Source organism: Blautia sp. JLR.GB0024, assembly GCF_037000545.1.
Taxonomy (GTDB): Bacteria; Bacillota; Clostridia; order Lachnospirales; family Lachnospiraceae; genus Blautia; species Blautia celeris.
Map to the genome: position 1 here is coordinate 45,796 of NZ_JBANBF010000020.1, position 26,343 is coordinate 72,138.

At 47.3% G+C, this 26,343-nt stretch carries 23 protein-coding genes and 1 pseudogene; 1 reads left to right on the forward strand and 23 read right to left on the reverse strand.

All coding sequences use genetic code 11. The features are described from left to right. Positions 1-40 precede the first annotated feature (40 nt). The 23 genes from V8Q34_RS24850 to V8Q34_RS24960 all read right to left on the reverse strand — a co-directional run bounded on the left by V8Q34_RS24850 (position 41) and on the right by V8Q34_RS24960 (position 25,840). Entirely contained in the window at positions 41-1,669 is a 1,629-nt protein-coding gene (locus V8Q34_RS24850) for an ABC transporter ATP-binding protein (RefSeq protein ID WP_335836514.1), read from the reverse strand. A 277-nt stretch (positions 1,670-1,946) separates the two neighbouring features. Continuing rightward, positions 1,947-2,978: an ArsR/SmtB family transcription factor gene (locus V8Q34_RS24855; RefSeq protein WP_335836515.1), complete on the reverse strand. Its 1,032-nt coding sequence runs from the start codon at positions 2,976-2,978 to the stop codon at positions 1,947-1,949. Between the two features lie 106 nt (positions 2,979-3,084). Beyond that, a complete protein-coding gene (locus tag V8Q34_RS24860) occupies positions 3,085-4,776 on the reverse strand; it encodes a methyl-accepting chemotaxis protein (protein WP_227210289.1) in 1,692 nt (563 codons plus the stop codon). 287 nt (positions 4,777-5,063) lie between these two features. Continuing rightward, a complete protein-coding gene (locus tag V8Q34_RS24865) occupies positions 5,064-7,679 on the reverse strand; it encodes an ABC transporter permease (protein ID WP_335836516.1) in 2,616 nt (871 codons plus the stop codon). Next, positions 7,676-8,392, reverse strand: a complete 717-nt coding sequence (locus V8Q34_RS24870) for an ABC transporter ATP-binding protein (RefSeq protein ID WP_227210287.1) — start codon at positions 8,390-8,392, stop codon at positions 7,676-7,678. The genes V8Q34_RS24865 and V8Q34_RS24870 overlap by 4 nt, the downstream gene beginning before the upstream one ends. 77 nt (positions 8,393-8,469) lie before the next feature. After that, on the reverse strand, positions 8,470-9,378 hold the full coding sequence (locus tag V8Q34_RS24875; protein ID WP_103731031.1) for a sensor histidine kinase: 909 nt from the start codon (positions 9,376-9,378) through the stop codon (positions 8,470-8,472). After that, positions 9,378-10,049, reverse strand: coding sequence for a response regulator transcription factor (locus tag V8Q34_RS24880; protein WP_335836517.1), 672 nt, complete (start codon positions 10,047-10,049; stop codon positions 9,378-9,380). The genes V8Q34_RS24875 and V8Q34_RS24880 overlap by 1 nt, the downstream gene beginning before the upstream one ends. Further along, complete coding sequence (locus V8Q34_RS24885) at positions 10,046-11,227, reverse strand: GGDEF domain-containing protein (RefSeq protein ID WP_335836519.1); 1,182 nt, start codon at positions 11,225-11,227, stop codon at positions 10,046-10,048. The genes V8Q34_RS24880 and V8Q34_RS24885 overlap by 4 nt, the downstream gene beginning before the upstream one ends. Further along, positions 11,214-13,379, reverse strand: a complete 2,166-nt coding sequence (locus tag V8Q34_RS24890) for an EAL domain-containing protein (protein ID WP_335836520.1) — start codon at positions 13,377-13,379, stop codon at positions 11,214-11,216. The genes V8Q34_RS24885 and V8Q34_RS24890 overlap by 14 nt, the downstream gene beginning before the upstream one ends. A 182-nt stretch (positions 13,380-13,561) precedes the next feature. Beyond that, positions 13,562-14,281 carry an AlkZ-related protein gene (locus V8Q34_RS24895; RefSeq protein WP_335836521.1) on the reverse strand — a complete coding sequence of 240 codons (720 nt, stop codon included), beginning with the start codon at positions 14,279-14,281 and terminating at the stop codon, positions 13,562-13,564. Then, positions 14,278-14,535: a DUF3795 domain-containing protein gene (locus tag V8Q34_RS24900; protein WP_335836522.1), complete on the reverse strand. Its 258-nt coding sequence runs from the start codon at positions 14,533-14,535 to the stop codon at positions 14,278-14,280. Before V8Q34_RS24900 ends, V8Q34_RS24895 begins: the two co-directional genes overlap by 4 nt. A gap of 67 nt (positions 14,536-14,602) precedes the next feature. Then, positions 14,603-16,078 carry a S41 family peptidase gene (locus tag V8Q34_RS24905; RefSeq protein WP_335836523.1) on the reverse strand — a complete coding sequence of 492 codons (1,476 nt, stop codon included), beginning with the start codon at positions 16,076-16,078 and terminating at the stop codon, positions 14,603-14,605. 155 nt (positions 16,079-16,233) lie between these two features. Beyond that, on the reverse strand, positions 16,234-17,385 hold the full coding sequence (locus V8Q34_RS24910) for a hypothetical protein (RefSeq protein ID WP_033143596.1): 1,152 nt from the start codon (positions 17,383-17,385) through the stop codon (positions 16,234-16,236). Beyond that, positions 17,375-17,917, reverse strand: coding sequence for an RNA polymerase sigma factor (locus V8Q34_RS24915; RefSeq protein ID WP_335836524.1), 543 nt, complete (start codon positions 17,915-17,917; stop codon positions 17,375-17,377). Before V8Q34_RS24915 ends, V8Q34_RS24910 begins: the two co-directional genes overlap by 11 nt. A 222-nt stretch (positions 17,918-18,139) precedes the next feature. Beyond that, complete coding sequence (locus V8Q34_RS24920; RefSeq protein ID WP_335836525.1) at positions 18,140-19,495, reverse strand: sensor histidine kinase; 1,356 nt, start codon at positions 19,493-19,495, stop codon at positions 18,140-18,142. Continuing rightward, positions 19,474-20,145, reverse strand: a complete 672-nt coding sequence (locus V8Q34_RS24925; RefSeq protein ID WP_335836526.1) for a response regulator transcription factor — start codon at positions 20,143-20,145, stop codon at positions 19,474-19,476. The genes V8Q34_RS24920 and V8Q34_RS24925 overlap by 22 nt, the downstream gene beginning before the upstream one ends. 2 nt (positions 20,146-20,147) lie before the next feature. Next, positions 20,148-20,897, reverse strand: coding sequence for a lantibiotic immunity ABC transporter MutG family permease subunit (locus V8Q34_RS24930; RefSeq protein ID WP_335836527.1), 750 nt, complete (start codon positions 20,895-20,897; stop codon positions 20,148-20,150). 1 nt (position 20,898) lies between these two features. Beyond that, positions 20,899-21,627: a lantibiotic immunity ABC transporter MutE/EpiE family permease subunit gene (locus V8Q34_RS24935; RefSeq protein WP_244806019.1), complete on the reverse strand. Its 729-nt coding sequence runs from the start codon at positions 21,625-21,627 to the stop codon at positions 20,899-20,901. Between the two features lies 1 nt (position 21,628). Continuing rightward, positions 21,629-22,330, reverse strand: a complete 702-nt coding sequence (locus V8Q34_RS24940; protein WP_335836528.1) for a lantibiotic protection ABC transporter ATP-binding protein — start codon at positions 22,328-22,330, stop codon at positions 21,629-21,631. A gap of 127 nt (positions 22,331-22,457) precedes the next feature. Continuing rightward, positions 22,458-23,690, reverse strand: coding sequence for an ABC transporter permease (locus V8Q34_RS24945; protein ID WP_335836529.1), 1,233 nt, complete (start codon positions 23,688-23,690; stop codon positions 22,458-22,460). Further along, positions 23,691-24,575, reverse strand: a complete 885-nt coding sequence (locus V8Q34_RS24950; protein WP_227210277.1) for an ABC transporter ATP-binding protein — start codon at positions 24,573-24,575, stop codon at positions 23,691-23,693. It abuts the gene before it with no gap. Beyond that, the gene (locus V8Q34_RS24955; RefSeq protein WP_033143605.1) at positions 24,538-25,317 is read right to left on the reverse strand and encodes a hypothetical protein; all 780 of its coding nucleotides are present in this window, start codon (positions 25,315-25,317) and stop codon (positions 24,538-24,540) included. Before V8Q34_RS24955 ends, V8Q34_RS24950 begins: the two co-directional genes overlap by 38 nt. A 4-nt stretch (positions 25,318-25,321) precedes the next feature. Beyond that, on the reverse strand, positions 25,322-25,840 hold the full coding sequence (locus tag V8Q34_RS24960; protein WP_033143606.1) for an RNA polymerase sigma factor: 519 nt from the start codon (positions 25,838-25,840) through the stop codon (positions 25,322-25,324). A gap of 278 nt (positions 25,841-26,118) precedes the next feature. On the opposite strand from V8Q34_RS24960, the pseudogene V8Q34_RS24965 reads away from it, so the two are divergent. After that, positions 26,119-26,343: pseudogene (locus V8Q34_RS24965) on the forward strand (Rpn family recombination-promoting nuclease/putative transposase); the annotation flags it as partial.

Genomic DNA, 26,343 nt, shown 5'->3' on the forward strand with positions numbered 1-26,343 from the left:
TTAACAATCAAGATACCTGCATCCGCCATTTTTCTTCCGCCTATGCAGCCCCCAGTCTTACAACGGCATCGTACTGACCGGCCAGACGTTCATCCATATGGTGCGTTATGGTGATAACCGTAAGATTCTTTTTTTCCAGCAGATTTTTTTCGATTTCAAACGCGGTTTCCCGATCAATCGCAGATGTTCCTTCATCCAATATGAGAACCGGTGTTTTTCTGATCAGTGCCCGGGCCACTGCGATCCGCTGTCTCTGGCCGCCGGACAGAAGGTGGCCGTCTTCCCCTACTTTTGTATAAATCCCGTTTTCCAGGCCTGAGAGATAATCCCATATTCCGCTTTCTTTCAGCGCTGCCTGTATCTCCTCCTCCGTGTAATCCTCTCCCAGACAGATATTATCCTTGATATCCGTGTCAAACAGAAATACATTCTGATGGATGACTGCTATACATCTGTTAATCTCCTGCTGCGTCATCTCTTTGACAGAAATTCCGTCTATGTATATCTGCCCTTCAAAATCTCCGGAATATCCGGTTAGGAGTTTGATCAGCGTGGATTTCCCACATCCGCTCCGGCCTGTGACAGCATATTTCTTACCTGCCTCAAACAGCATGTTTTCATGCTCCAGCACAGGCTGCTTTTCCGTATAGGCAAATGTAAGATCCGAACAGCATATTCCACGCTTCTGCCCCGGTATACCGGAATTTTCCGGTCTGTCAATCGTCTCCCCGGCCTCTTCTTCCTCATACTCCATCCATTCCCCCAAATGTTCCATGACCGGCCGAATCCCCTGAATTTTAGGGAAATTCTGCAGAATCATTACCACCGGTATGACAAAGGTTCCGCTTAGCTGTATCAAAGCCAGAAGTGTCCCCATCGTCACTGTTCCCCGCATCATCTGCCAGGCCGCCACAAATACGATCACAATTGTGATAAGAGAAGAGAGGATATCTGAAAAACTCTCGTTTACTGCCATCAGTCTGTCTGACGCAAACTTTTTCTCTGCGGTTTCTTTATTCACCTTCAGGTATCTGCCAAAAATACAACGAAAAGCAGAATATCCCCGTATCACTTCATAACCGTTAAGAAAATCCTTTGCTGCCGCTGTGAACACAGAAAGCTGCTCTGAATAGGCATCCTGCCGCTCCTGGAGCTTTCTCCCCATAAGCGCAGGCACTGCAAACAAAAGTACCAGAAATCCCAGCAGAATAACAGTCACCAGCGGACTCAGATAAAACAGGATTCCCAGCGTAGCCAGAAAAAGCACGATCATCTGGAAACAGAGCAGCAACGGAAGCAGATAGTTTTCCTCTACCAGCTTTACATCATTCACAAGGGCAGACAGGTAATCAGCCGTATTTCTTGATGAAAACCGCACCGGTTTCTGCTTCATCACACCTTTAAAAATCCTGTCCCGCAGATGCCTGGTAACATTCCTGATAAGAATTTTCCCCATGATAGCTTCCAGCAGACTGATGCCCCCTAATGCCGCCAGGTAAACCAGCATCACAGCCAGTACCCTGTAAAATCCCTTCACATCCCCGGCAACAGCCACGTCTATTACCTGCTGCATCAAAATAGAGGCAAACGCCACCAGCAGCGAGGACAGTCCTCCAAACAAAATAGTTCCGCCCAGGAGCAGACGGTCCTTCGTTTTATACAGTTTCATATGGTTCCTTTCGGATATTACATCTTACAGCAATATCATTTCATGTATTTGAAATATATTTCATACACATAAAATATCATACAATTTTATATTTGTCAAATACATTTCACATTTATCAAATATAAAAAAATAAAACGTCTTACTCCTCCCCTGTTATCTTTTCCCGTCCTTAACCGGCATCCATGACGCCGGCAGCCTGCAGACACACGCCTTTTATGAAATGCAGACCGGCCTGTAACATGGTTCCCGGGAAGGAATAGAAAAAGTGGAGGAGACACTATAAAAGCATCTCCTCCACATTTTTTAAAAATTCCCGTATGGACTCCTCCTGTAAACAATAATATACTTTCCCATCCCGCTTTTCCACTGTGACAAAATCACATATCAACAAAGAATTCATATGGTGTGAAACCGTTGACGGAGACAGGCCCAGGCTCTCAGCCAGCTCCAAGTTGAATTTTTTTGACCGCTTCAGGTCACACAGGATATCCAGCTTGCTCTTATCGCTGAGTGACTTTGCCTGGCGGATGACAATCTCCCTGGCGTCATTTCCGGAGCGCTTTCCTGCGTTCAGATATCCCAGGAGGACTCCCTGATAACCGCGTCCTTCCATAATAATCTGTGCCAGTGGTATCCCCAGAGACATATAGACAAGATGGTCTTTTCCGCAGGATTCCGCGATTTTTGAATATCCGTTCTCTTCCGGGTCAACTTTTTTCTGCATAAGCTTTTCCAGAGGTTTTTTAACGGATTCCCTGGCTTTTTCAAATGCCGGAAGGTTGCATTTCAGCATATCACTGAGCTGCTGCAGCCGGCAGACAGGTTTTCTCAGCCAACTCAGCACATACCACATCTCTTCGCTCTTAATGTTCAGGGTATCCATAAAATCCAGAAGTGCCTCGTCCTCCGAAATGTCAGGCAGGTCGTCCTCTGTTTTTATTTCCTGGTTTTTCTCTGTGTCCACAAGATAATACGCCATTTTTCTGCGCAGCTTTACAGGATTCGCCGTTTCGGGGTGTTCCACATATTCACGGTTTTCCACAGCAAGCGCAGTGATCCAGAAAAACATGTCATTGGATTTGTCTTTGTAAAAAAATTCTTCCTGCGGTGTCTTCACTTTATATTTCAGAAAGGTCCTGATATATTTTTCAATGACCGTGAAATGCTTCTGATAAAAAATCTCTCCCCCCAGCCCACAGCTTCCAAGTTCCCGGATGACTTCTTCCCTCCATTTATCAGGATTCTCAATGCTGAGCAAAGCAAGGGTTTCATAGATTGGATCCAGTTCCCTTTTCAATATGATACTCATAAAATTCCTCCGCCGTATATTCTATGTACATAGAATATCACAAAATCCATGAAAAAGAAATCCCGGATTCTCATGATCCCAAATAATATTTACCTGTCTGCAGTGCCTATTCGTGTAATTGAAACTGGCTGATGAGACTTTCCAGTACCTGCGCCTGCGTGGATAATTCTTCACTGGCGGCCGCCAGTTCCTCTGATGTTGCGGAATTGTTCTGGACCACATCAGATATCTGGTCCACCTCGGCTGTGATCTGTGAGATGGAATCACTTTGATATTCGGACGCGGAGGCTATCTTATCCACGGCCATGACCACCTGCTTTGTCATTTCTGCTACATCGGACAGGGAATCTGCCGTTGCGTGGGCAGCTTTATCCCCTTTTTCAACAGCCTCCATCGTTTCCTGAATCAATGCAGACGTATTTTTAGAGGATACAGATGTTCTGTCAGCCAGACTGCGTATCTCTTTTGCGACCACACCAAATCCCACTCCGGCTTCCCCTGCTCTTGCAGCTTCTACAGAAGCATTCAAAGCCAAGATATTCGTCTGAAACGCAATATCCTCTATGGTCTTTATGATCTCACCGATCTGATTGGACTTTTCGCTGATTCCCTTCATTGCCTCGATCATTTCCTGCATCTGCCGGTTGCTCATGGTGACCCGTGTGCCGGCCTGATTCGTCTGCGCACGTGCATCCACTGCGTTTTCCTCTGTAGCTTTTACATGTTTCGATATGTTATTTACAGCCGTTGCCAATTCTTCCACCGAACTTGCCTGCTCTGACGCTCCCAATGCAAGTGCCTGGGCCCTTGAAGAGATCTGTTCACTGCCGTCCGCAACCAGTTGTGCTGACTGGCTGATCTGCAGAAGGATGCTGCTGAGTTTGTCGCGAAGTCCTCTCATGGATGTCAGGACACGGTAATACTGGCCCCGGTAATATTCTTTTACAGCTGATTTGACCCTGAAGTCTCCCTCTGCCATGGAACCTAGTATACGGCTGATGTCTTCAATGATCGTCTTCTGATAATCGATCAGATCGCGGATGCTGTCTGACATCTTACCCAATTCATCTTTCGATGTATAGGCTACCGACGCATTGTCCAGCTCGCCCTTTGCCAGCTTCTGCGCTGCATCCTGAATCTCATTTACCGGTCTGCGGATACCGTTAGAAATATAAACACCTAACCATATTGCAGACACAATACTCAATGCCATAATTGCAAGAATAACAAGCGCCGCAGATTTCTGTGCCTCTTTTCCTTCTTCCACCATAAGCTGCGCGTTCTGTCCCGCGGTATCTGCTATTTTCTGCAGGGCATCTGCCATCTGGTCCAAAAGCGAGATATAATCAGATTTCATGACCTGATAGGCATCATCCTGTTTCCCGGCCTCTATCAGCTCAAACACCTGGTCCCGGTATACAATTGCCCGCTGCAAAAGGGAATCCACCTGGTCAACCAATGCAATATCTCCCTTAAAGGATTCACGTATCACAGGGAACGCTGCGCGCATATTTGCAAGGCTGTCCTTCGCCTCTTCCAAGGACTCCCTCGTCTCATCGGCATCCGGTTCTAATATGGCGTGCAGAATATCTGCGCGCGCGGCCTGCATTTCCCTTTTAGCACGCCACACATTGACTGTGACCGTATAATTGTTCGTATAAAAGGAGGACAGGTTGTCACCGATTTTATTCAGCATAAATAACGCGGCGATACTGGCGATCATACAGATTCCTATTATCATCACATAGGACAACGACATCCTGGACTTTAGTTTCATATTACGTATATTTGCTGACATAATCCCCTCCTGCAGCGATAATTTTACCGCTGTCTTAACCAATCCCGTCACGTGCCTTCCATTCTGCATGGCATGATTCGATTTTCTGCAATCAGAAGGCTGATTCTAAAATACCCCTGTTCATATTGGGTACTGATTAAATTGTACCATCCTTTGTATAAGCATGCAATAGATACCTACGCATATTATGGTCAAAACCGTCAAAATAAGAACGGAGCTGCTGCTCCGACAGATTATTTCTCTGTCTTTGCAGCAGCTCCCGTTTCTCCCTCACAGTTGATAGGTTTTTACTGTTCTCCGATTTCCTCAATCACATTTCCAAGCACGATGGTTCTCGCCGGCAGGATCACTGCTGTCAGGCTCACCAGTAAATTGACTGCCAGGACAACTGCCAGAACAGAAAACGGAACCTCTTCGTGAGGACTGAGAAACAGATTGATATGGACCATAAAATACAGCAGTATTTTTCTCACAGCCACATACATAAGAAGCATAAAAAGATTGGCATAGATGCCGTAGCGAACCCCTTCCCTGACCATCATTTTCATAAATCCGCTGTCCGTTATCCCCATGGCCCTCAGGATTCCAAATTCACGTCTTCGTGATATAACCAGATAGCTGATACTGTTCATGATGTGAAACAGGCTGATAAGCAGAAGTATGACTGCAATGCCGTAAAAGAAAACCATTTTCTGCTCCAGGAATCGATTCTGTCTGTCAATTGCCGTGGTATAATCCTGCAGAAGGCATCTGGGTATGCCGGATGTACATCGGAGAATCTCTTTTTTCACCGCTTCCCCGTCTGCCCCTTCTTTCTTATCCGCACTGATACTGGTATAACCCTGTACTCCAAAATTTTGCTGCATCTGCTCATTACTCATGATGATCCCCAGATTTGCCCCATCACTGTCTCCGATGAAATATTGGTTTTTTCCCATGGAACGGCTGACCAGCGCAGAAATCGTAAATTCTTTCTCCTGATACCATTCCTCGCCCTCCTGAAATCTCAGCACTTCATCCGGAACATCCTGGGAGACAGGCACCTTCACCCGGACTGTGCCGCCCACATGGAGATCCATCCCATTGTAGTTTCCCTGTCCGTCCATGAGCATCTGCACAGCCACGGTATTTTTCTCTTTCATCTCTTTTGGCGAAATGGCGCCGTCCAATATGTACTCGTTCAGCCCTGAGAGCATCCCATCGTCATAGCCGTAAACATTGGTTTTTATTTTGTAACTGCCGTCTGCCTCCCCGTTATAACGCTCTATGACAACAGGGTCAGGTCTGTGACTCTCATCTTCATAGTCCAGTTCCGCATAAATAGTTTTCCATTTAAGCCGGTCTTCCTCAAGCGGAATTTCCCCCAGCATGTAGCTGACCGGAAAGACATTTGACAGCCCGCCTATTTCTTTTATTAAAGCGGCCGCAGATTCAGGAATCACATCATCAAGTCTGGACGATTCCTCATAAATCCGATAATCCGATGCCAGGCCGTCATCTGATTTCATAGTCAGCTCATTGTTTATTTTCGTATTCCGCACAACATATGTTGTCCCAAGGAAGATGATTCCTCCAAGGGAAAGCGAGACCAGTATCCCGGCAAACGCCCCTTTTCTGGAAAACATAAATTTCTTAGTCAGAACTCCTGTAAGGCCGGATGTGTGCAGACTGTATATCACAGAACGCTTTTTTCTTTTCCTGCTCTCTTTTTTCATCATCTGGATAATGGTCAGTTTCCTGATCCGCCGTAGTATCAAAAAAGCAGAAAACACCATCAAAACCAGCACATAAACCGCAATATCCGCAATAGCCTTCCAGTGGATCACAAAGCCGCCCACAGCGGCATCCGCTTCTGTGAACAGCCGCCCGTATTTTCCGTATAGAAACCACGCCGCTCCATTTCCCAGCAGACATCCCAGAGGATACCCAATGAAAAATAAACTCCAAAGCTCTGTGACCACAAGGCCTGCAATACCCCCGTCTCCAATTCCCAGTGTCCTTAATATGCCGTACTGGGAGATCCGCTTTGTCACAGACACATTAAAAATACTGTAGATAATGAAAATACTGAATATACCCAGAAGGAAGATAGTCCCGTGAATCTCCAAATGAAACTCCTGATATAAATTCGCCAGAATATAAGTGAATTTCCCTTCCGGGAGCAGAAGACCTGTTCTGATAATGTGTGGTATCACCCTGATATCACCATTCGTCAGATATCGGACCACCTCACTGTTGTTTTTAATCTGTGCCTCCTTCAGATGATACGCTTTCATACATGCTTTCATCTGTGAGACCACATCCCTGTTTTCATCAAATTCCAAATACAAATATTCCTCTGATGATTCAGACGGAAAATCTCTGCACACGAAAGCCTCTATGGCGTTTCCATCCTGTTCTGATGCCCACTGCTCTGTTAAAATGCCGCTCAGTGTATATTCTCTTCCTCCCAAATGGATTGATTCCCCTATATGCACTTCTGCCCTTATATTATTGAGCGCATACCGGCTCATGGCAATCTCATCAGAAGATTCCGGATAATTCCCCTCCTCCACGGTCCGATTTCGGAGTTCCAGATACCCTGTGTCCGCATAAACAAATCGGATGGCATAAGGGTCAGAGATCATATCTTTGACCACTGCCATGCCGCTTTTCTCCACCTCATATCCCCTGCCGCGGGGATTTTTGACAAGCGGTTCTGCTTCCGGGGTCATGGGCAGAAGGAAATGCCAGCTCCCATACTGTTCCCTGGCCTTTTCCAGGCTGCTCTGCTCTTTGCTGTACAATAAAGAGCTGATGCCAGTAACAAGCGCCATGGACAGTATGATGCTGAATAAAATAGTCACAGCCTGCTTTTTATAATGACGGATATAATGCAGGGACAGCCTGATAATATTCCTCATACGGTCTCACCATCCCATCTCCCTGCCGGCGTTTCCTCAAATTCTTCCCCCACAATCTGTCCGTCCTCCATATGTATGAGGCGCTGGCAGGACTGGGCCAGAATTTCGTTGTGCGTGACCATCAATATGGTCTGGTTATATTTCCGGCTGCTCTCCCGCAGGACTCCCATGACGTCTGCTGTTGTTCTGGAATCCAGGTTGCCTGTGGGTTCATCCGCCAGGATCACAGCCGGTTTGTTTGCCAGCGCCCTTGCTATTGCTGTTCTCTGCTGCTGGCCCCCGGAGAGTTCTTCCGGGTATTTTCTCCGCTTATCCCACAGCCCCAGATCCTGAAGCAGTCTTTTGATATAGTCATGATCTATATGCTTCCCCTTATCAAAGCTCACCGGAAGCGCCACATTGTCATATACATTAAGTACGGGCATCAGGCTGTAGTTCTGGAAAACAAATCCCAGATTGCGCCGTCTGAAAATAGTCAGCTCTCTGCGTTTCAGACTGGCAATGTTGTGGTTTCTGATAATGACCTCCCCTTCTGTAGGAACATCAAGGCCTCCTATCATGTTCAGAAGCGTGGTTTTCCCCGACCCTGAAGTTCCCACAAGGGCAGTAAACTCTCCCGCTTCCACTGTCAGGCTCACATCTCTCAGTGCCTCCACTGCATTTTCCCCTGCGCCGTAAACTTTGGATACATGCTTTAGTTCCAATATCTTCATTGTCCCTGTCCTCCCTGTTATGTCTTATTGGCATTATCATAACTCCCGCCTCTTACGGAAATGCTACAAAAAGACATTCAGTTCTTACAGTTCTGTAAGTAAAGGAAAAACGTGCTTCCCTTTCCCGGCGCTGATTCCACAGTGATATATCCCTTCTCCATCTCCAGGATCAGGCGTGTCAGATACAGCCCAATACCGGATCCTTCAAAGTTTTCCGCATTCTTCCCCCTGTAAAAACGGTGGAAGATCCTGCTCTGCTCCTTTTTCGGTATTCCCATCCCCTGGTCCTGTATCCCTATCCTTGTATACATTTCAAATCCTTCCAGGGTAATTCTTATCTTACTGTTCTCAGGCGAATATTTCACTGCATTTTCCAGAATATTCTCAATGGCCTCCGCTGTCCAGGGGCGGTTGTGATAGAGGTATCTGTCCTCAAAGGATTCCGTACAAATCTCCATCCCCTTTTTCTCAGCCTTCTCGTATACGCCGGAGACCGCATTTCGGATGGTATCCTTGATGCCCAGATTCTCCGCCTCAAAAGAGAGCACTCCCTGTTCCAGCTTCACCATTTTAAAAAGGGACTGAAGAATCCAGTCCAGTTTCCTTGTCTGCTCCTTCAGCCGCCTTTGAAATTCTCTTTGTGTTTCTGCCTCCTCAACCCCTGCTTCCAGGATTTCTTCGTACATAACCACATTGGCAAGGGGTGTTTTCAATTGGTGGGACATATTGGAGATCAGACTTTTCACCTGCTCCTTCTCCATTTGGGCATGGCTGATTTCCAAATCCAGTTTTTCCTGCAGCCGCAGCATCTTGCCTGCCAGCGCAGACTTTTCCCCTTCCCGGAGGGCAGACTGTGTGATTTTTCTTTCACTCAGCACCTCCTCCAGCATGGTATCTATGGTCTGATACAGATTTTTGTACTTTTTTCTGTAAAGGACTGCAAGGCCTCCCATAACCGCACAAAATACCGCTAGTATTCCCGTCATTAGTCCTCCCTCCAAATATATCCCAGACCGTGCACTGTCCTGATCAAACGAGGGCTGGAAGGGTCCTCCTCAATTTTCATGCGGAGTCTGCGGATATTCACGGACACTGTATTGTCATCCACGAATTTTCCCTGATTATCCCACAGCCGCTCCAGAATCTGTTCTTTTGACAAAACCTGTCCCCTGTTTTCCATAAAATACTGCAGCAGTCGGAATTCTACTGAGCTGCATAGGATCTCCTTATCCTGCCGGTATGCCCTGCAGGATATCCTGTCAAGGGTTATCCCATTGGAACACAAAATATCCTGCACTTTTCCCCTTCTCAGCAGATTCCCCATTCTGGCTTTCAAAACTGCCAGGGAAAAGGGCTTTGACATATAATCATCCACTCCCATCTGCAGGGCTTTCACCTCATCCAGTTCGGTATCCCGGGCTGTCAGCATAAGAATGGACATGCCGGAAAATTTTCTCACTTCCCTGCACACCTCATACCCTGTGCCGTCAGGAAGATTACAGTCTAAAATCATAAGAGAATAATTGTCCAAAGCCGCGGCGCGCACTGCCTCCTCTTTTCCTGAGACAGCCCTGGTGCTGTACCCTTCTCCTTCCAGGGCAAATACCAGCCCCTCCTGCAGTTCCCGGTCATCCTCCACGATCAATATCTTTGTCATATCTGCCGCTCCGTCTCCCCGTGTTTTTCCTTTTTCTGTACATACATCTGCGCGTCCGCCCTTTTATAAGTGTCTTCCAGGGAGGTATCTGTCTTATCGTCATAATAGGCATATCCTGCAGACATCTGAATCTCCGCATCCGCGGGCAGACCCTCCACGCGTCTTCTCCTGCAGGATTTTTCTATCATTTCCAAAATGCGTTCACGGGGGACTTCGTGGAGAATGACTGTAAATTCATCTCCTCCTGTCCGGTACAGAGCGGCCCGTTTCGGAAGACAGGATCTGAGTATTCTGCAGCCTGCCTGGATATATGTATCCCCTGCTGTATGGCCAAAGGTATCATTTATATGTTTTAATCCATCCAGATCCACAGAGACAAAGGCAAAACCGCTTTTTACCTTCATGGTCTCCAGGTTATGCATATCCACCTCAAAGGCATTTCTGTTTTTCAGGCCTGTGAGCAGGTCCGTATTGGCCATGTCCTTATAGGCAGGATTGGAAATTCTGCGGAACAGAACCACAGCGATAATGGCTGCGATGATGCAGAAAATGCAGATGATGGCAGGTGCCGCCAGTTTCATATTACTGAAGGTATGATACTGTCCGGAGGCATCGAATTCTATTCCCAGCACACCTACTACTTCATCTTTTTCATGCATGGGAAAATAGGCGATGAAGACATTTCCCCATCTTGTATGGTTAATATCTTTTGGAAGTACAACCTGACCCGCCATGGCCTTTTTCATATCCGGAATACATTCTTTTTCAATCATATCCCCTATGCAGCGGAAATCTCTATTCGTGACCGGCAGCCCATCCACCAGATAGATAAAGGTACCGTCCTCCTTTTCCTTTGCTGTATAGAGATATCTGACACCTGTAGCTGTTCTCACATTTTCCAGCGTCTTTTTGGCTTCCTGATAAAGATAAGACGTACCGTCAGCCCTGCTGTTCAGCCTCTTAAATGTCTCTACATCCAGTCTGCCGTCCGCATACTCATAGATACTGTTGGCCCTGACACTGAGTGCCCGTATCATGCCGTTATAGGAGAGACGGTAGCTCACTCCAAAGGTAAGCCCGCATGAGATGACCACAATGATGGCAGTCATAAGGAAAACCTGTAAATCTACCCTGTATATTCTCTTAAAAGAGCCGGGTGCCGTATTATTTTTCTTCATCTTCCACCTCACTGCAGGATACGTTTTCCACCATTCCCACCGCCTTCACCGTACTGCCTTCCTTATCCCTGATCGCAGTGAGTGTAATGCGGTTGAGTACCGTACTTCCATCCCCCATTTTTGCCCTGACCACACAGGATGCCTTGTCCTCCCCCCGGTAAATGGCGCGGTATATTTCGCGAAAAGTCTCCTCATATCCCTCACACACGGTGCCCTGTTCAATAAATCCCTCCGGGGCATTGGCAACCGTGGCGTCCAGGCCGAAGGCTTTCTGCGCATATTCCGAATAATATGCAGTCCGCGTCTCCGTATCCAGTTCAAAGATTACCGTGTTGGTGGCCTCCATAGCCAGACGGAAACGTTCCTCACTGATGCGGAGGCTCTCAATGCTGTTCATACGGACTGTCTCATCGGAGAGAGCCGCATAAAAGATATCGTTTCCGTATTGGGAAGTCAGGCAGAAAAAGCGGATTCGGAGCCATAGAACCGTATTTCCTCTTCTCTTTCTCACAAATACCTCAGCGCCTTCCTTCTCTTTGCTCTCTTTTGCCCTGGAAAGCGCATCTGTCATTTTCTCCCTGTCCTCAGGCAGAATGTCCCGCATCACATCCACATGGCCGCTCTTATTCATCCAGTATTCATCCATCAGCCGGTAATACTCCCCGTTGGCCCTCAGGACGCAGAGCCTGGTCCCGTCATAGCTGTACTGAGCCACAGCACCTGTGATATTGCCAAGAAGCCGGTCTGTCAGGGTGTCCTTGTGGAACAAGTCAGTCAAATCCAGAAAATGACCGCTTCCCACCTTCTTTCTGCCTCCGTCGGCAAAATCCACTTTGCCCGGTGTCAGAAGCAGATGTTCAAATTCTTCCGTGTTCATGGGACGGTAATAGTAAAAGCCCTGTCCGTAGACACAGCCCACACTGCGCAGTGTTTTCACATGCTGTTCCCTGTTGACGCCCTCGGCGATCACCGGAAGATTCAGCCACTTGCTCATATGTAAGATGGCATCCAGGATTCCCAGACTTTTTAGCCCCTCCCCTTCCATAAAACGCATGTCCATTTTCAAAATGTCGATATTGGTGCTGCTCAGCATATTCAGGGAAGAATAGCCATTTCCGAAATCGTCCATTAAAATCGTGAATCCGCTTTTTTTCAGCCGCTCCGTCTCCTTTATGATCCGCTCCGACTGACCTGCGTATACGCTCTCCGTGATTTCCAGTTCGATCAAACCTGTGGGAATCTGATACCGCTCCATCAAGTCTGTCAGCACGGAACACACATCCATATTAAAAATGTCCATGCGCGACAGATTGACCGATACCGGCACACACGCTCTGCCCCGGTCAAGCCACCGGCGGACCCAGGCTGCTGTCTCCTCCCAGACATACAGGTCCAGCTTTTCTATGAAATGGTTTTTCTCAAACAATGGTACAAACTCACCTGGCAGCAGCAGACCTTTTTCCGGGTGCTGCCAGCGCACCAGAACTTCTGCTCCCACCACTTTTCCGGTCTCCATATTGCATTTTGGCTGCATATAGATTTTAAATTCCTTGTTTTGTATCCCCGCTGCCATGCTGTTTGTGATTTCCTGCTCTCTCAGCAGATTTTCCCGCATTCCCTCCCGGTACACAGCCACATGGTGGTCATTTCCTTTGATAGAATTCAAAGCCATCAGGGCCCTGTCGCACATACTCCCCGCTTCCGGCTCCTCTGCGTCCATCCGATAGACGCCAACCGCGGGAACCGCCTGGGAGTTCAGGGGCTTATCGCTGAAGATCCGAAGTATCCGCTCCACCGTGACCTTTTCCTCGTATGCGGGAATACAGAGTGCAAAGACATCATCCCTCAGATTCCCCGCAATATGTGTTTCCTCACGGACCAGGCATTTTAACTGTTCTGCCACGTACTTTAAAAGCAGGTCGCCCTGCTCTCTGCCGTATAATTCATTTATCAGTTTAAACCGCTCAATGTCTATACAGATGATCTCAAAACGTGTCTGAGGAGTCTGCCGTATAGTCCTTTCGGCTGACGCACAGAAAGCTTCCCTGTTGTACAGATTTGTGACCGGGTCATATTCTCTGAGATGGATGACACTTTCCTTTAACTTTCCGTTCTCCTCCAGGAGTTCTCTATATTTACAATCTTCCAGCATTACCAATCCTCAATGATTCTTTCCCAATATTCGTAATTTTAATATAGTTTCATTTTATCACTGCTATGGGGAAAATGCTATATAATTATCACCCTGACGTCAATGACCGGGGAAAATAAAAGGCGGGCAGCATATGCGGATATGCCTGCCCGTCCTTTTATATATCTCCTTTCGCCTCTTTCTTAGCGCACTCTCCCTGCCCTGCCGTAAATAAATTTATGTATGTTTTTATCCACAGCTAGAGGGTTCAGTTTCAGAACCTGTTCCCTGATTCTCTCCTCCGCTTCTTTAACATCAACGGATGCCGCCAGTTTTAAGACCTCGCTGTCCCAGAAGTCCTCCGTTCTGCAAAAGGCAGTGGAATCCCAGCCGTAGGGCTTTCCCTCTGCGCTGAGCTTGTGTCTCTTCCCGCAGATCGTCAGGAAGAAATTCATCTGAAGATCCACCAGCGCCCGGTCAAACCGTGATTTGTCTTCTTTTCCAAACCCGGCTGACTTCTTCAGTTCATGCAGCGGCATCACACCTTGTTCTTCTATGCAGGAATAAATGCGTTTTGCCTCATTGCTGATTCTGCCTTCCAGATACATATCCATAAAATCCATGCCTCCTCTGCGGCAGGCGAAAAAACAGGGATACCATTGTCTCGTGATATATCCGCTTTTTTTGAAAAAACACTTTGCATAGGCTATGTCATCTCTCTCATCCAGGACCCGCATGCGCCACTCCCATGGATCTGTCTCCCGGTCTCCTGTGTGCCATCTGACCGGCGTCTCATAGGGCGGTTCCTTGTCCCACTCCCAGTTTATAATGGAATAAATCCCCTCTGAACTGCCGCCGCCCATGGAAAAACCGGCTTCCAGCAGAACCTCCGTAAAATCTTCATAACTCCTTATATTTTTCATGTTTTACTCCATATTCTGCACTGTTCGATACGCTGCCCGTTGTCTCCTTCCTCCTCTGCATAGGAAAAACTCTTCAGCAGTTCGCAGGAAAATTCCCCGCATACGCCGCAGTGCTCCAGTTTTTTCCCCTCTGCACATCCCTTGACGGGACAGGCACCCCAAAACGGGTTTTCAATGGCAGTGCATCCGCTGCACTCCTGTTTCAAATAAAACCTGCATTCCTTACACAGTAATCCGCATCTTGACTCTATCATCTTTCTTTTCCTTTCTGCTGTTAAGATACCTGTATTCTACAACAGGAAACATGACAACTGTGTGTCATCATCCGAAAGGAACTCCTATTTCCCCATAGAGAGTTTCCAATGCCTTGTCAGCATCGCACAGAATATCCGGGGTCACCAGTTTATCTTCTGTCTTCTCTTCCGCTCTCATGAACTTCTTTGTTGAGATCTGGACATAGAGTTTTGAATTCGGCAGCTGGAAAATGGCGATCTCCCCATAACCGGAGGGAGCATTTCCGGGCGGCTGGCCTATGATCCTGCCCAGATGATTGTCTTTTATAAATTCTGAAAACAGCATGGCAGAGCTGAACGTATCCGCAGATGTAAGTACAAATACCTCTCCGTCAAATACCAGGTCGCTGTGTATGTCATTTTGGCAGACACCGTCTCCTCCGCCGACGGTAAACGGCCCCCGTCTCCAGCTATGCGTTCCTGTCTTATATGTGTCAACATCGAGATAGCGTATGAACTCATTTGCCACCATGGAATTTCCGCCGCCGTTTTCCCTTAAGTCCACCGCCACATTTCGGATATTTTCAGCTTTTACCTCCGTAAACATTTCCTGAAGGCATGTTCTGTATTCCTCGCTGTTCTTACATTCATTTAAGGTGAGGATGGCAAGACTTCCGGGGACATCAATACGGTAGGAGACAAAAGGTTTTTCATCTGCGTCCTGATCTGAAACATCAGCCGCCTCGTATTCCTCGTATGGAATAAAATCTGCCATTCCGTATACCGCTTCCTTCTCTTCGCCTGTATCATTCCGGAAGGTATAACGCACTTGGTCCGGATCTATATCCAGAAATTCCAGACCTTCCAACGTGATAAGGTCTGTGGCCATACGGCTTAATGCCCTGCTTTCTGTTTCATAACAGTACAAGTCTTCTTTTTCTCTGAATAATTCCTTCAGCCCAATGCCGTTTACCGCAGTTATCTGATATCCATCTTTCTCTTTTTGATGCATATCCTTCAGGTAGTGCCTCATTTTCTGTGTTACGCCGCCTGAAGTATGCGCGTCACCCAATACGGAAACGATATTCTGTACTTTCCGGTACAGCATGATTCCCGTGATCGTTTCCTCATCTTTCAGTTCCTGCACTGCCTTTTCACAGGCCTGCTGCACATCCTCCGGGACCCCGTCTATGAACATGGGATGGTCTTTTTTCAGATAATGCATAAGATAGTCTATATCTTTTTCGGCTTCCCTGTAACTGAGTGTCTGTCCCAGGATATCCACGTATTCCATCTCTGTGTTCATATAAGTGTTCCAGTACGGATTGCAGTACACACCCTGAATCGTAACGACGGCAAACAGCACAGTGTAAACTGTCACTAAAATTTTTGAAAGTATCCCGCCGCCGCTTTTCAGGAAAAACAATACCGCTGCCCCGATCATGAGTCCTGTCAGAAGAGCCATCATATATTCCGGTATGTGGGGAAAGTATGAATCTACTTTTAAAAGTACCGGTCCCAGCAGACAGAGCGCTGCACTGATCAACAGATATTTCTTTTTCATATACCCTCCATTAAGTAAATCGGATTTCCGTGTAAGATCATATAATAACACTATACCATACGAAAGTGTACCTGTCTATTTTTTACCGGATAAGCGGAAATTAAGCCCTCCCGGGTATGACCGGAAGGGCTCTTGAAACTGCCTGATATGTTAGACTAGAATACTGAAAAATTGATCATATCCGCCAGACTTTGAAGCTGTTCCTTTGACAAGGATACAGGTCCTTCGGCGGGTTCGTTTGTAAGGGTGTTGATATAATTTCCTTCTGTGTCCATATCAACATTTTCCTCCCAGACATCCGACATATTGACCAGCACAAAATTTTGTGTTCCGTTATAAAAAATATAACTGTGTTTTGTTATATTGTTGATCATAAGCTCCACATCATCCCCATTGCTGTTGGTATACTCCCATTCCTCATAATCGGACAATTCCCCCATATTCAGAACAAGATCTCCAAATACTCCGTTTCTGTTTACAGACATGCCCCCTACATACCGATAGTCTGGCTGGTCCTCTTCCAATTTCACTATAATGTCTCCGTTAAAGTTTCCTTCCGGAAATGTTCTTGCATAATCCCAGATGAAATGTTCTTTATCCAGCAAAAAGTCATTGATGCCAACTTTACTTATAATCTCGTCATATCCTTCTATCGTCTCCGGCTCGCTTAACAGCTTCAGATTATATTTTCCGGTTATCTCATCAATCTTATCGGCTGTTCTTTGACTGAGTGCATTGTATGCACTGTATTTTTCCAGTTCCTGCGGCAGTCCGTTTTTGCTGACCTCCGCTATGGCCTGTAATTCTTCTTCTGAATTCATGTTTTCCAGGAAATAGCTGCTCCACTCCTGCGCAGCTTTATATTCATCGCTTCCGGCAAGGGCATGGGCTGCCATATTTACAGCTTCTTTTTCTTTGCCTGTCTGTTCTTCGCCCTCTGCATTTTCATAGACATATTCTTTTTCCGCCACAGGATGTATCTCATCATCCACCAGAATACTTTTCAGTCCGAAAAAATCAGATGCGCTGGCTGTGAGAGCCAGTCCTGCCAGCATTACGACTGCCGCAGCTAATAGGATCAGCTTTTTCTTACCCATATGTTTTCTCCCCCCATTCTTTCCTGCTGTGTAGTTTCCCTTGTTTACTCTGTCCAGCAATTCCCTCTGTCGTGCTTCAAATGTATCGGAAAATTTGTGCTCCCCACTGTTTTCTTCCATATGCTCCATCTCCCATGCCTGTCCCAGCAGATATAATACGGATTCCACGCTGTCATCCCGGTCTGTTTTTTTCTTCCGGTCATCCTTCATCCATTTCACCTCCCAATGCCTTTCTCACCTTTTCCTTCGCGCGGCGCAGCCTGGAATAGACGTTTTCCTCACTCAGATTCAGGCGCAGCGCTATTTCATGAACGGGCATTCCTTCAAAATACCTCATACACACCACTTCCCAATACTGTGCGGGCAGGATTTTCCTGATCTCCCGTATCAGCTCCCTGTACTGCAGGCTTTTCATATAGGATTCTATGGGCCTGTACGCATCTGTCAGCCACTCCTGCTCCTCCACAGATATATTGCCCTGTTCCCGTCTGTTCTTCCTGTATATGTCTATGGCTGCATTTTTTACAAACCTTGTCAGCAGGGTCTTTATCTTCCGTTCCTCCATTTCCCTGCATTTTCCCAAATATGGTATGAACTTTTCACAGGCATCCCCCACAGCGTCCTCCGCCTGGTATTGGTCGTGCAGGATAGAGAAGGCCACGGCATACATGCCGTTTCTGTATTTCGTAAATATGTATTCCAGAAGTTCAGCGTCTGACTGCTTTTCTCTTTTGTTTTCCACCCCATGTCCTCCCTTCTGTTTTTGCTTCAGAATGATCACTCTTAATAATAATAACGTATGGGAAGAGAAAAGTTGGTCACTTTTACAAAATTTTTATTCTATTTTAAAAACTAAGTTTATACTGCGGGATATTAATATTTTCACTTATCCATCCCAAGCTGACCGGCAGACCATCCTTTATTTCCATAGAAAAAGACTGCCGCCTTTACGATCATTCAATCGTCAAAGCGGCAGCCAAACGCACACACACCCTCCCCCAAGGGCTTCCGAATTTCCCAGCTCCAGTCTTCCCCCATGCTCTCCTATAATTCTGTCTGCAATGAACAGCCCCAGCCCCGAATGCTTTCCCCCGCTTCTGGCGCTGCTGCCGGTATAGAATTCTTCTTTCCCTTTCTGCAGCGCTTCTTTTGTAAAACCCGGCCCGCTGTCCTCCACTGTAATACGCAATCCCTCCTCACAGACCTCTGCGCGCAGGGAAACCCTGCCTCCGCATCCGGCATATTCAGCGCTGTTAGCGAGAATATTCAACAGTGCTCGTTCAAGCCGCTGTCTGTCTGCCCGAATGGTTCCCTCCGGCACTGCCGCCTCCCATATAAGAACTGCCTGTTTTTCTGATGTCAGACCCTGTGCCTTTTTCCTGATATCTTCCAGGAAGGCATCGGCCCGGACGGTCGTTTTTTGGGGCATCTCCATATCTCCGCCCCTGGTCATATCCAAAAGCTGCTCCACATAATCCTGCATCTGGCGGACGCTGACCTCAATGGCCTCCACACAGGTGCGGTCATCCCCCTGGAGATTCCCCTCCAGAAGCAGTTCGTTATATCCTCTCACGATCGTGATGGGGGTTTTCAAGTCATGGGCAAGGGCTGATATCCGCTCCTGTCTTGCCTTCTCCATTTTCCACTGGCTTTTCAGTGACTTTTTCAGGGCATCTTTCATTCGGTCCAGAGCCTCTCCAATACGGTCGATCTCCCGGACTCCGCAGTCTGGTACCTGAAATTCCAGATCTTCCTGCTCTATTTTTTCTATGGCGTATTGGATTCCGTTCATCTTATTCTCAAGCATTTTTCCGAAACGCACTGCCATGAACATCAGATACGCCAGAATTTCCAATAATATGATCCCATATATCATCTCCTCCGCTGCGGGCAGATATTTCCGCAGTTTCGGATTCGTAAACTGGGCCTTCATAGTATAGCGCAGCACCAGGACTTCGCCGTCACGCTCTACCACACGATAAAAATCACGGCCCAATCCTGTGTATCCCCTGTGACTTACCTCCCAGGCTTTCTCAGCATCTTTTTGGGGTATGGTCCCCTCTTTCCACTGTCCATTTTCCGTAAAAAGGGCATACGCCATAAGCGGCGGAATATCCTCTGCCCGAATCTTCTCCGCGTTTTTCAGATTTTCCTTCTCCTGCTCATACTCCGTATCCCCATGATTTGCCGGGTAAATAAGACCTCTCTGCATAGCCAGTGACATCATTACAAACCCAATGACAGCCAGAAGAACAGAGCCTGCCAGCCAGCTTATGAGATATTTGATAAAAAGCCCTTTTAAACTTCTTTCTCTTTCCATGTGTATCCAATCCCCCATACGGTCTGTATGGGTATCTTTCCGAAATCTTCTGCCTTCTGCCTGATATTTTTCACATGCATGGCAATGACTGAGCTGTCGCCCTCCGCGTCGTATCCAAACACACCCTCATATATCTGTTCCTTTGACAAGGTCTGTCCGTGATGCAGTGCCAGGTATTCGCAGATCGCATATTCCCCTTTTGTAAAGGGCAGCACCTGCCCATCCTTTTCCATCTGTTTCGCTCCCAGATAAAAACGGAACCCGGACACTTCCACAGCATTCTTTTTTTCTCTCTGCTCTCTTCTCAGGTGCGCGTTCACCCTGGCGCGGATCTCCTCTGCCCCGAAAGGTTTTTTCAGATAGTCATCCCCGCCCAGGCCCAGCCCCAGAAGAACATCCGCCTCCCCGCTTTTGGCAGTCAGAAAAACAATAGGGCAGTCCGCCAGATCCCGGATTTCCCTGCACAGCGAAAAGCCGTCTATGCCGGGCATCATAACGTCCAGAAGTATTAAAGAATAATCTGATAATGAAAGCTTTCTGACCTCAAGAGGGTCGTTTACAGCCGTAACACGGTGTCCGTCCCTCTCCAGTATCTTCCGAATCAATTGAAGCAGCAGAATATCATCATCCACAGCCAAAATGGATGCCATATTTACGCCTCCTCCCTGCGTCCTTCAAATCTCTGAAACCAGACAAATGATATGACCAAGAATAACACAGATACCGTCAGATAGCAAATTCCCCCAAGGCGCATCTGGCCCCATAATCCCCGGTCAGCCCCTTGTCTCAGGGCAATCAGAAGGGTGGAAAACCGCATTCCGTAAGAAGGCCACCACACATACCAGACACCGTCTCCAAGGCCGGTGAGCATCACTGCGGAGATGACAGATTCTGCTACGCCTACACCAATCGTCACCCCTTCACCAAACCGAAGGCCTAAGAACAGATGCATGACATAGACCGGCAGATTGGATGCCCAGAGTACCAAAACCAAAAGGAAAAGAACTCCTAACCCCACTCCTTTTTCCCCTTTTAAAACAAGTGCAGCTCCAAAACCAAACATCGCAATCCCCACAGCAAGAAGACCCGGCAGATATAAAAGCATCAGTTCCGCCGCCAGGGCTTTTGTGCGGCCGGGTACTGCCAGCAGGTTCTGCATTTTTCCCGCTTTTGCCTCTCGGTCCGTGAGCATTGCCGTTACGATTCCGGCTATAGCAGGGTAAGCCATTGCCAGAAGTGTCACATACGTTGTCAAATGCTCCCAGACGCCTGCCTGCCGAAGCCCCATATATGCCAGATATAAAAAGATTCCCACCAGCGGAATCAGGATATGGACAGGGAAAAAGAGCGAGTGCCGCATTCTGTATCCCTTACTTTTTATAAACCTGTAAAATTCCGTCATTTCACACTGCCTCCCGTCTCATCCACCATTTTATGCTCCCAAATGCGGCTGCTGCCAGCAAAATGATTACCATACCCATCCCCGGAATGAACACAGACGCACTCAAAAGAGTGTCCCCCTGTTCCAACAGAAGCCCGTTCGGACGGATTTGCAGTATCGGGCACATCAGCCGGTCTGCAATGGAGAAGGGAAAAAGGAAGAAGGAACCTTTTTCCACCACGGAAAAGCTGAAAAAAGCAGCCAGAAGCCCCAGCATGACAGTGGGAATCATCCCCAGCTTAGCGGCCAACATCAGATAAAGGGGAATCTGCCATAAACTTACCGCCCACACAACCAGCATCCCCGCTCCGCCTGCGACAGCCGGAACAGAGGAAATAAAAACTATTCCCAGCAAGCTCATCAGTGCCCAGAAAATCACCTGGGAAAACAGCAGCCGCAGGGCCACTGCCGCACATTTCGCTGCCCACTGCCCGGCACCGAACACCGGGGAGGCCAGCATGGTCTGGTAGTGGAGCCTGATTTCACAGCGCATGTTCATGGCACATATAAGAGGTACCAGACAGGGATAAAATGTCCCATACCATATGTTATAGGTAAACTGCTGCGCATAAAGCCCCACCTGGCTTATGAGGTATCCCAGCACTACCGCAGCCACCGGCACCAGCCAGGTCATTTTTCCCATTGTGGAGTGCCGCATTTTCAGTAATTCTGCCTGAATCATCCGCTTCATCTTAATCCCTCCCGTTCCTTCTCACCACATCCATAAACAGCTCTTCCAGATCTTCTTCCCGGGCGACATCCCCCTCATATCCCAGCACGCCGCCTGCTATGATACCGATGCGGTCTGCAGTCTGCTGCACTTCACTCAGGATATGGCTGGAGAGGATCACCGTTATTCCCTGCTCGGGGAACCACCGGATCAGGTTTCTGAGTTCCTGGATTCCGATGGGGTCTAGTCCGTTGGTGGGTTCATCCAGAATCAGAAGCCTGGGATTTCCCAGGAGCGCTGCGGCAATCCCCAGACGCTGTTTCATTCCATAAGAAAACTGTCCGGCTTTCTTTTTTCCCGTGTTTTTCAAATCCACCGTATCCAGGACCTGACGAATCCTCTCGTCCGGAAGTCCCAGCTGCAGAATATGTACCCTCAGGTTTTCCTCTGCTGTGAGATTTTCATAAATAGGAGGATTTTCGATCAATGCGCCAATCTGGTTTAAATCTTTTCTGCACCACTCATGATCTCCAAAATAAATTTTTCCTCCTGTTGGTCTCAGCATTCCTGTGATCATTTTCAGCATCGTGGATTTTCCTGCGCCGTTTGGACCGAGAAGGCCGTAGATGCATCCCTCCTCTATGGCAAGGGAAACTTTGTTCACCGCCTTGTGCCCCTTGAATGATTTACTCAGATTCTCTGTTCTCAAAATATATTCTTTCATGTGCTTCCATCCTTTCTATTGAAAAATCGCCTGCAGATATCTGTTTGTTTTCAGGCTTTTTCTTATATTCAGGATAGAATGTAATTTTAAATTTTCTATAAATACACATAAAAAATCCGGGGTTTTTCTATTTATTCACCTGATGATGCTTAAAGGCATATCCCGATGCAAGGATAAATCCTGCAATACAGAGCACATCCACCACAAACAGCATGGCCGGCAGACCGATCACCCTTCCGGGTACGTTATATGCCAGATAATCTGTAAAACGAAATTCTGTTATTTTAGACGGCAGCAGTGCCAGAACATGCTTCCAGAGGTATCCCCCTGCGCTTTCATAGAGAAAGCTTGGTATCAGGACCAGCAGAAAATCAGTGATAATGACACCATAGCTGTTCTTAAAAACAGCAGAGAGCAGCAGAGTAACAGCAGTCATGCACAGCACGGCCCCATAGCCCAGCAGCACAACCAGCAGTACAGCCTGCCACATGGTCAGGGAATAGCTGATTGGATTTGCAGTGTCATACGCCTGTATGGGCAAGTTTCCTCCCTGAGGGCCGAATATCATCAGGTAAATGCCTGCATAAGCCAGTACGATTCCCCAGTATACTGCCGTTGCATAGAGAACTGCGGAGAGTATTTTTGCCCTTACCAGCCTGTTTTTCCCATAGCGCATGGTAAGCAGCAGGGAATCTGCGCCGGTCTGGTATTCCCCTGCAAATAGCGGGGCGATTCCAACACAGATAAGCGGCATGATCAGTATGATCCAGCCGGCGGAATTTATCATGCTTTTCCAGAATTGAAAGTTACCCAGCTTTAAATCTTTGACCTCCGCATCCTTTTCCAGCCAGTAATCTTTCTGGTTTTCCTTTATCATGCCCGTCTTTACAAAGCCATCCAGTTCTATGGCAAGCTGCTCACTCCGGCTCTTATAGAAGTCTTTTCCCATGTTCCTCTGAAATACTTCTTTCATGTTCAATTCTCTGCTGCTGCCCTGATAATTTGTCATCAGAAGAGAAAAAAAATCCCGGTTTCTTCTGTAAAGTGTCCCGTACAGCTCCTCATTCAGAAAATCGGTCTCCTCCTTACGGGAATTCGTCTGGGGATTCTCCGTGCAGTCCAGATACTTCTGCATAAACTGCTCCACATTTTCCTGGGTAACCTGCACGGTGGGCAGCTCTTTCAGGGTCTTCACTGCCTCCATTCCGGAAACACTGTTTCCCTTTTCATCTACTGCATAGGTCTGCACAATAACAGAATAGACGCAAAACAGCAGGAACAGGCAGCAGCCCAGTACGGTAAGCTGGTTCAGTCTGCTTCCCCATATTTTTTTCCATTCATATCTCACCAGACGCTTCATCTACCATCTCCTCCTCTCATCCACCTCATCGTAAAATACACTCAGGTACAGATCCTCCAGATTCGGTTCTGCCCTCACTGCTGCTTCCATTGGCTTTGTCGGACTGACAGCGCGCAGGCGGATCTGTTTCCCCTGGTGATGAGAATTTACCACACAGATACTGCGGTCCAGATTTTCCAGTTCCCTCTCCGTGGTCTCGCACTCCCATACCTCTCCGCTGATGGTCTCCGTCAGTTCCGTCACGGTACCGTTCATGATAAATCTGCCTTTTTTCATAATCAGGATCTTATCCGCTATATATTCCACGTCCGAAACGATATGCGTAGACAGAATAACGATCCGGTCCTTTGAAAGACCGGAGATCATATTCCTGAAATATGCCCTTTCCTTAGGGTCCAGTCCCGCGGTGGGCTCATCCAGGATCAGTATCCTGGGATCATTGAGAAGGGCCTGCGCAATACCAAGCCTCTGCTTCATACCGCCGGAAAATGTACGGATTTTCCTGTCCGCGTCCCCGGAAAGATGGGTCAGCTCCAGAAGTTCTTTTGTCCTTTTCTTTGCATAGGACGGCAAAAGTCCCTTCACTGCTGCAATATAGAGCATAAAATCCTGGGCCGTAAAACTGGGGGAATAACCAAATTCCTGGGGAAGGTACCCCAGTAAATCCCGGTAGTCCTCCCCCATCTCTATATTATTGCGCCCATCCAGCCTGACTTCCCCGGATGTAGGTGTCACAATGCCGCACAGCATCTGCATAAGTGTTGTCTTACCCGCACCGTTGGCTCCCAGAAAGCCGTATATGCCTTCCTCCAGCTCCATATTCACCCTGTCCACTGCAATTTTATTTTTAAACTGTTTTGTCAGCCGTTCCATAGTTAATTTCATGATAATTTCCTCCCATATATTTCAAAAGCCTGTTGATTTCCCGTATTGTGACCGCCATACCCAGAGCTGCTGTGATACCCCAGGCAAAAACCCGGTCTGTCTCATAAACCGGAATGGAAGTTGACCGCAGCATATTTATTACAACAACCAGGAAGCCTCCCCATGCCGTGCAGTACCAAAGCGCATTTTCATCCCTGCACCGTCCCAGCACTGCCATGCATCCTGCGCACATAACACTGAAAGGCGCCGCAAAATATAAAATGGCCTGCAAAAAAAGTCCCGCTGTTACACCGCTTGCGAGAACGGCGCCTGCCAGGCACACTGCCCCGTCCAGACCGCCGAAGAGCAGCAGGCGCACCAGGAGCTGTTCCCTCAAAGAATATCTGGCTGTCTGCAGGATTTCCCGCATGCCGGGCCTGCAGATATGGCACAGTTCATTGACATTTACCAGACATAATATGGGGGCTGTCACGGATATGAGCGGCCAGGCACTGCTGTCAAACCGCAGTTCTGTCTCCAGGATTCCCAGAAGCAGAAGCCCTGTGAGAAGCAGTTTCAGTGCCCAGACTCTTTTACTGATAAAGTGAACCTGTCCTGCAAAAAATTCCGCTTTTGTCACGCGCTTCCTCTCCGGGTGAAGGTCTGCTTCTTTGGCAGCCGAGAGCGTCCGCAAAAAGGCATCCTCCTCATAGTCCGGTATGGGTATCTCCCTGATTTTCTTACTCAGTTTTCTGTCCTTCACGTCATCACTCCTCCCACCTGGTTTTAATATATTTTTCTGCCAGCTTCAGCCTGTAACGGACTGTGGATACAGGCATAGAGACAATCCCGGCGATCTCAGACAGCCGCAGATTCTGATAATAGCGAAGAAGTATCAGCTCTTTCTCCGGTTCCGGAAGTCCGCGGATGATTTCCTGCAGCGTAAGCCTGTCACTGATATTCTCAGTTCCGGAAGAAAAACCGCCTGCAGTCTGCTGCATATCTTCCTCCTCCAAAAGGACTTCCTTTCTTTTTTTATAATGGTCTTTTATCAGATTGCCGGCTGTCACATAGAGATAATTTTTCAGCTTCCCGGTATGCTCATAGCTGTCCAGATTCTGCAGAAACCGCAGAAAGACATCCTGGGTCAAGTCCTGAGCCGTCTGTCTGTCCTCCACGCGACAGTAACAGTACGCATAGATATCCCGGTAATATTCTTTTATGAGGATTTCCAAGGAATCCTGCCGGCCGCTTCGGATGTTCTTCAGAATTTTCTTTTCGGACATGGGATTTTCCTTTCTGCTGTATGGTATCTATAGTATATAACGATTGAAAGACAGAAAAAAACAAATCATTTTAAAAATATCGGGAACGGATGGGCCGAACAGAAAAGGCGCAGACCTGCTGAACCGTTATTTTTATTTTAATTTTATATTTTATATATTTATATTTTGCAAAATTATATAATTTTAACGCTTTAAGTAATTGTAAATTTGCTTTATATCCGTTATAATATACACACAGACAGATTGCTTTCGTGTCATATTTTCCGGGAGGATACCATATGGCAAGGAAGAAATTTGAACAGTTAAATTTACAGGATGCATTTTTGTTTTCTGCTGCACTGGAAGATCCGGATACATGCCGGCTGATATTAGAATTGTTTTTAGGATATCCGATTAACAATATAACCGTACATGCGGAACACAGCATTCTGCTCACCTCTGATTTCAAAAGCGTCCGGCTGGATATCTATGCCAGCGACAAGATAAAGGTGGGGTATAACCTG

Bases quoted from the DNA above. Each gene is read 5' to 3' on its own strand.
- V8Q34_RS24850 (WP_335836514.1), bottom strand. From the start codon at position 1,669: ATGAAACTGTATAAAACGAAGGACCGTCTGCTCCTGGGCGGAACTATT.
- V8Q34_RS24855 (WP_335836515.1), bottom strand. From the start codon at position 2,978: ATGAGTATCATATTGAAAAGGGAACTGGATCCAATCTATGAAACCCTT.
- V8Q34_RS24860 (WP_227210289.1), bottom strand. From the start codon at position 4,776: ATGTCAGCAAATATACGTAATATGAAACTAAAGTCCAGGATGTCGTTG.
- V8Q34_RS24865 (WP_335836516.1), bottom strand. From the start codon at position 7,679: ATGAGGAATATTATCAGGCTGTCCCTGCATTATATCCGTCATTATAAA.
- V8Q34_RS24870 (WP_227210287.1), bottom strand. From the start codon at position 8,392: ATGAAGATATTGGAACTAAAGCATGTATCCAAAGTTTACGGCGCAGGG.
- V8Q34_RS24875 (WP_103731031.1), bottom strand. From the start codon at position 9,378: ATGACGGGAATACTAGCGGTATTTTGTGCGGTTATGGGAGGCCTTGCA.
- V8Q34_RS24880 (WP_335836517.1), bottom strand. From the start codon at position 10,049: ATGACAAAGATATTGATCGTGGAGGATGACCGGGAACTGCAGGAGGGG.
- V8Q34_RS24885 (WP_335836519.1), bottom strand. From the start codon at position 11,227: ATGAAGAAAAATAATACGGCACCCGGCTCTTTTAAGAGAATATACAGG.
- V8Q34_RS24890 (WP_335836520.1), bottom strand. From the start codon at position 13,379: ATGCTGGAAGATTGTAAATATAGAGAACTCCTGGAGGAGAACGGAAAG.
- V8Q34_RS24895 (WP_335836521.1), bottom strand. From the start codon at position 14,281: ATGAAAAATATAAGGAGTTATGAAGATTTTACGGAGGTTCTGCTGGAA.
- V8Q34_RS24900 (WP_335836522.1), bottom strand. From the start codon at position 14,535: ATGATAGAGTCAAGATGCGGATTACTGTGTAAGGAATGCAGGTTTTAT.
- V8Q34_RS24905 (WP_335836523.1), bottom strand. From the start codon at position 16,078: ATGAAAAAGAAATATCTGTTGATCAGTGCAGCGCTCTGTCTGCTGGGA.
- V8Q34_RS24910 (WP_033143596.1), bottom strand. From the start codon at position 17,385: ATGAAGGATGACCGGAAGAAAAAAACAGACCGGGATGACAGCGTGGAA.
- V8Q34_RS24920 (WP_335836525.1), bottom strand. From the start codon at position 19,495: ATGGAAAGAGAAAGAAGTTTAAAAGGGCTTTTTATCAAATATCTCATA.
- V8Q34_RS24925 (WP_335836526.1), bottom strand. From the start codon at position 20,145: ATGGCATCCATTTTGGCTGTGGATGATGATATTCTGCTGCTTCAATTG.
- V8Q34_RS24930 (WP_335836527.1), bottom strand. From the start codon at position 20,897: ATGACGGAATTTTACAGGTTTATAAAAAGTAAGGGATACAGAATGCGG.
- V8Q34_RS24935 (WP_244806019.1), bottom strand. From the start codon at position 21,627: ATGAAGCGGATGATTCAGGCAGAATTACTGAAAATGCGGCACTCCACA.
- V8Q34_RS24940 (WP_335836528.1), bottom strand. From the start codon at position 22,330: ATGAAAGAATATATTTTGAGAACAGAGAATCTGAGTAAATCATTCAAG.
- V8Q34_RS24945 (WP_335836529.1), bottom strand. From the start codon at position 23,690: ATGAAGCGTCTGGTGAGATATGAATGGAAAAAAATATGGGGAAGCAGA.
- V8Q34_RS24950 (WP_227210277.1), bottom strand. From the start codon at position 24,575: ATGAAATTAACTATGGAACGGCTGACAAAACAGTTTAAAAATAAAATT.
- V8Q34_RS24960 (WP_033143606.1), bottom strand. From the start codon at position 25,840: ATGTCCGAAAAGAAAATTCTGAAGAACATCCGAAGCGGCCGGCAGGAT.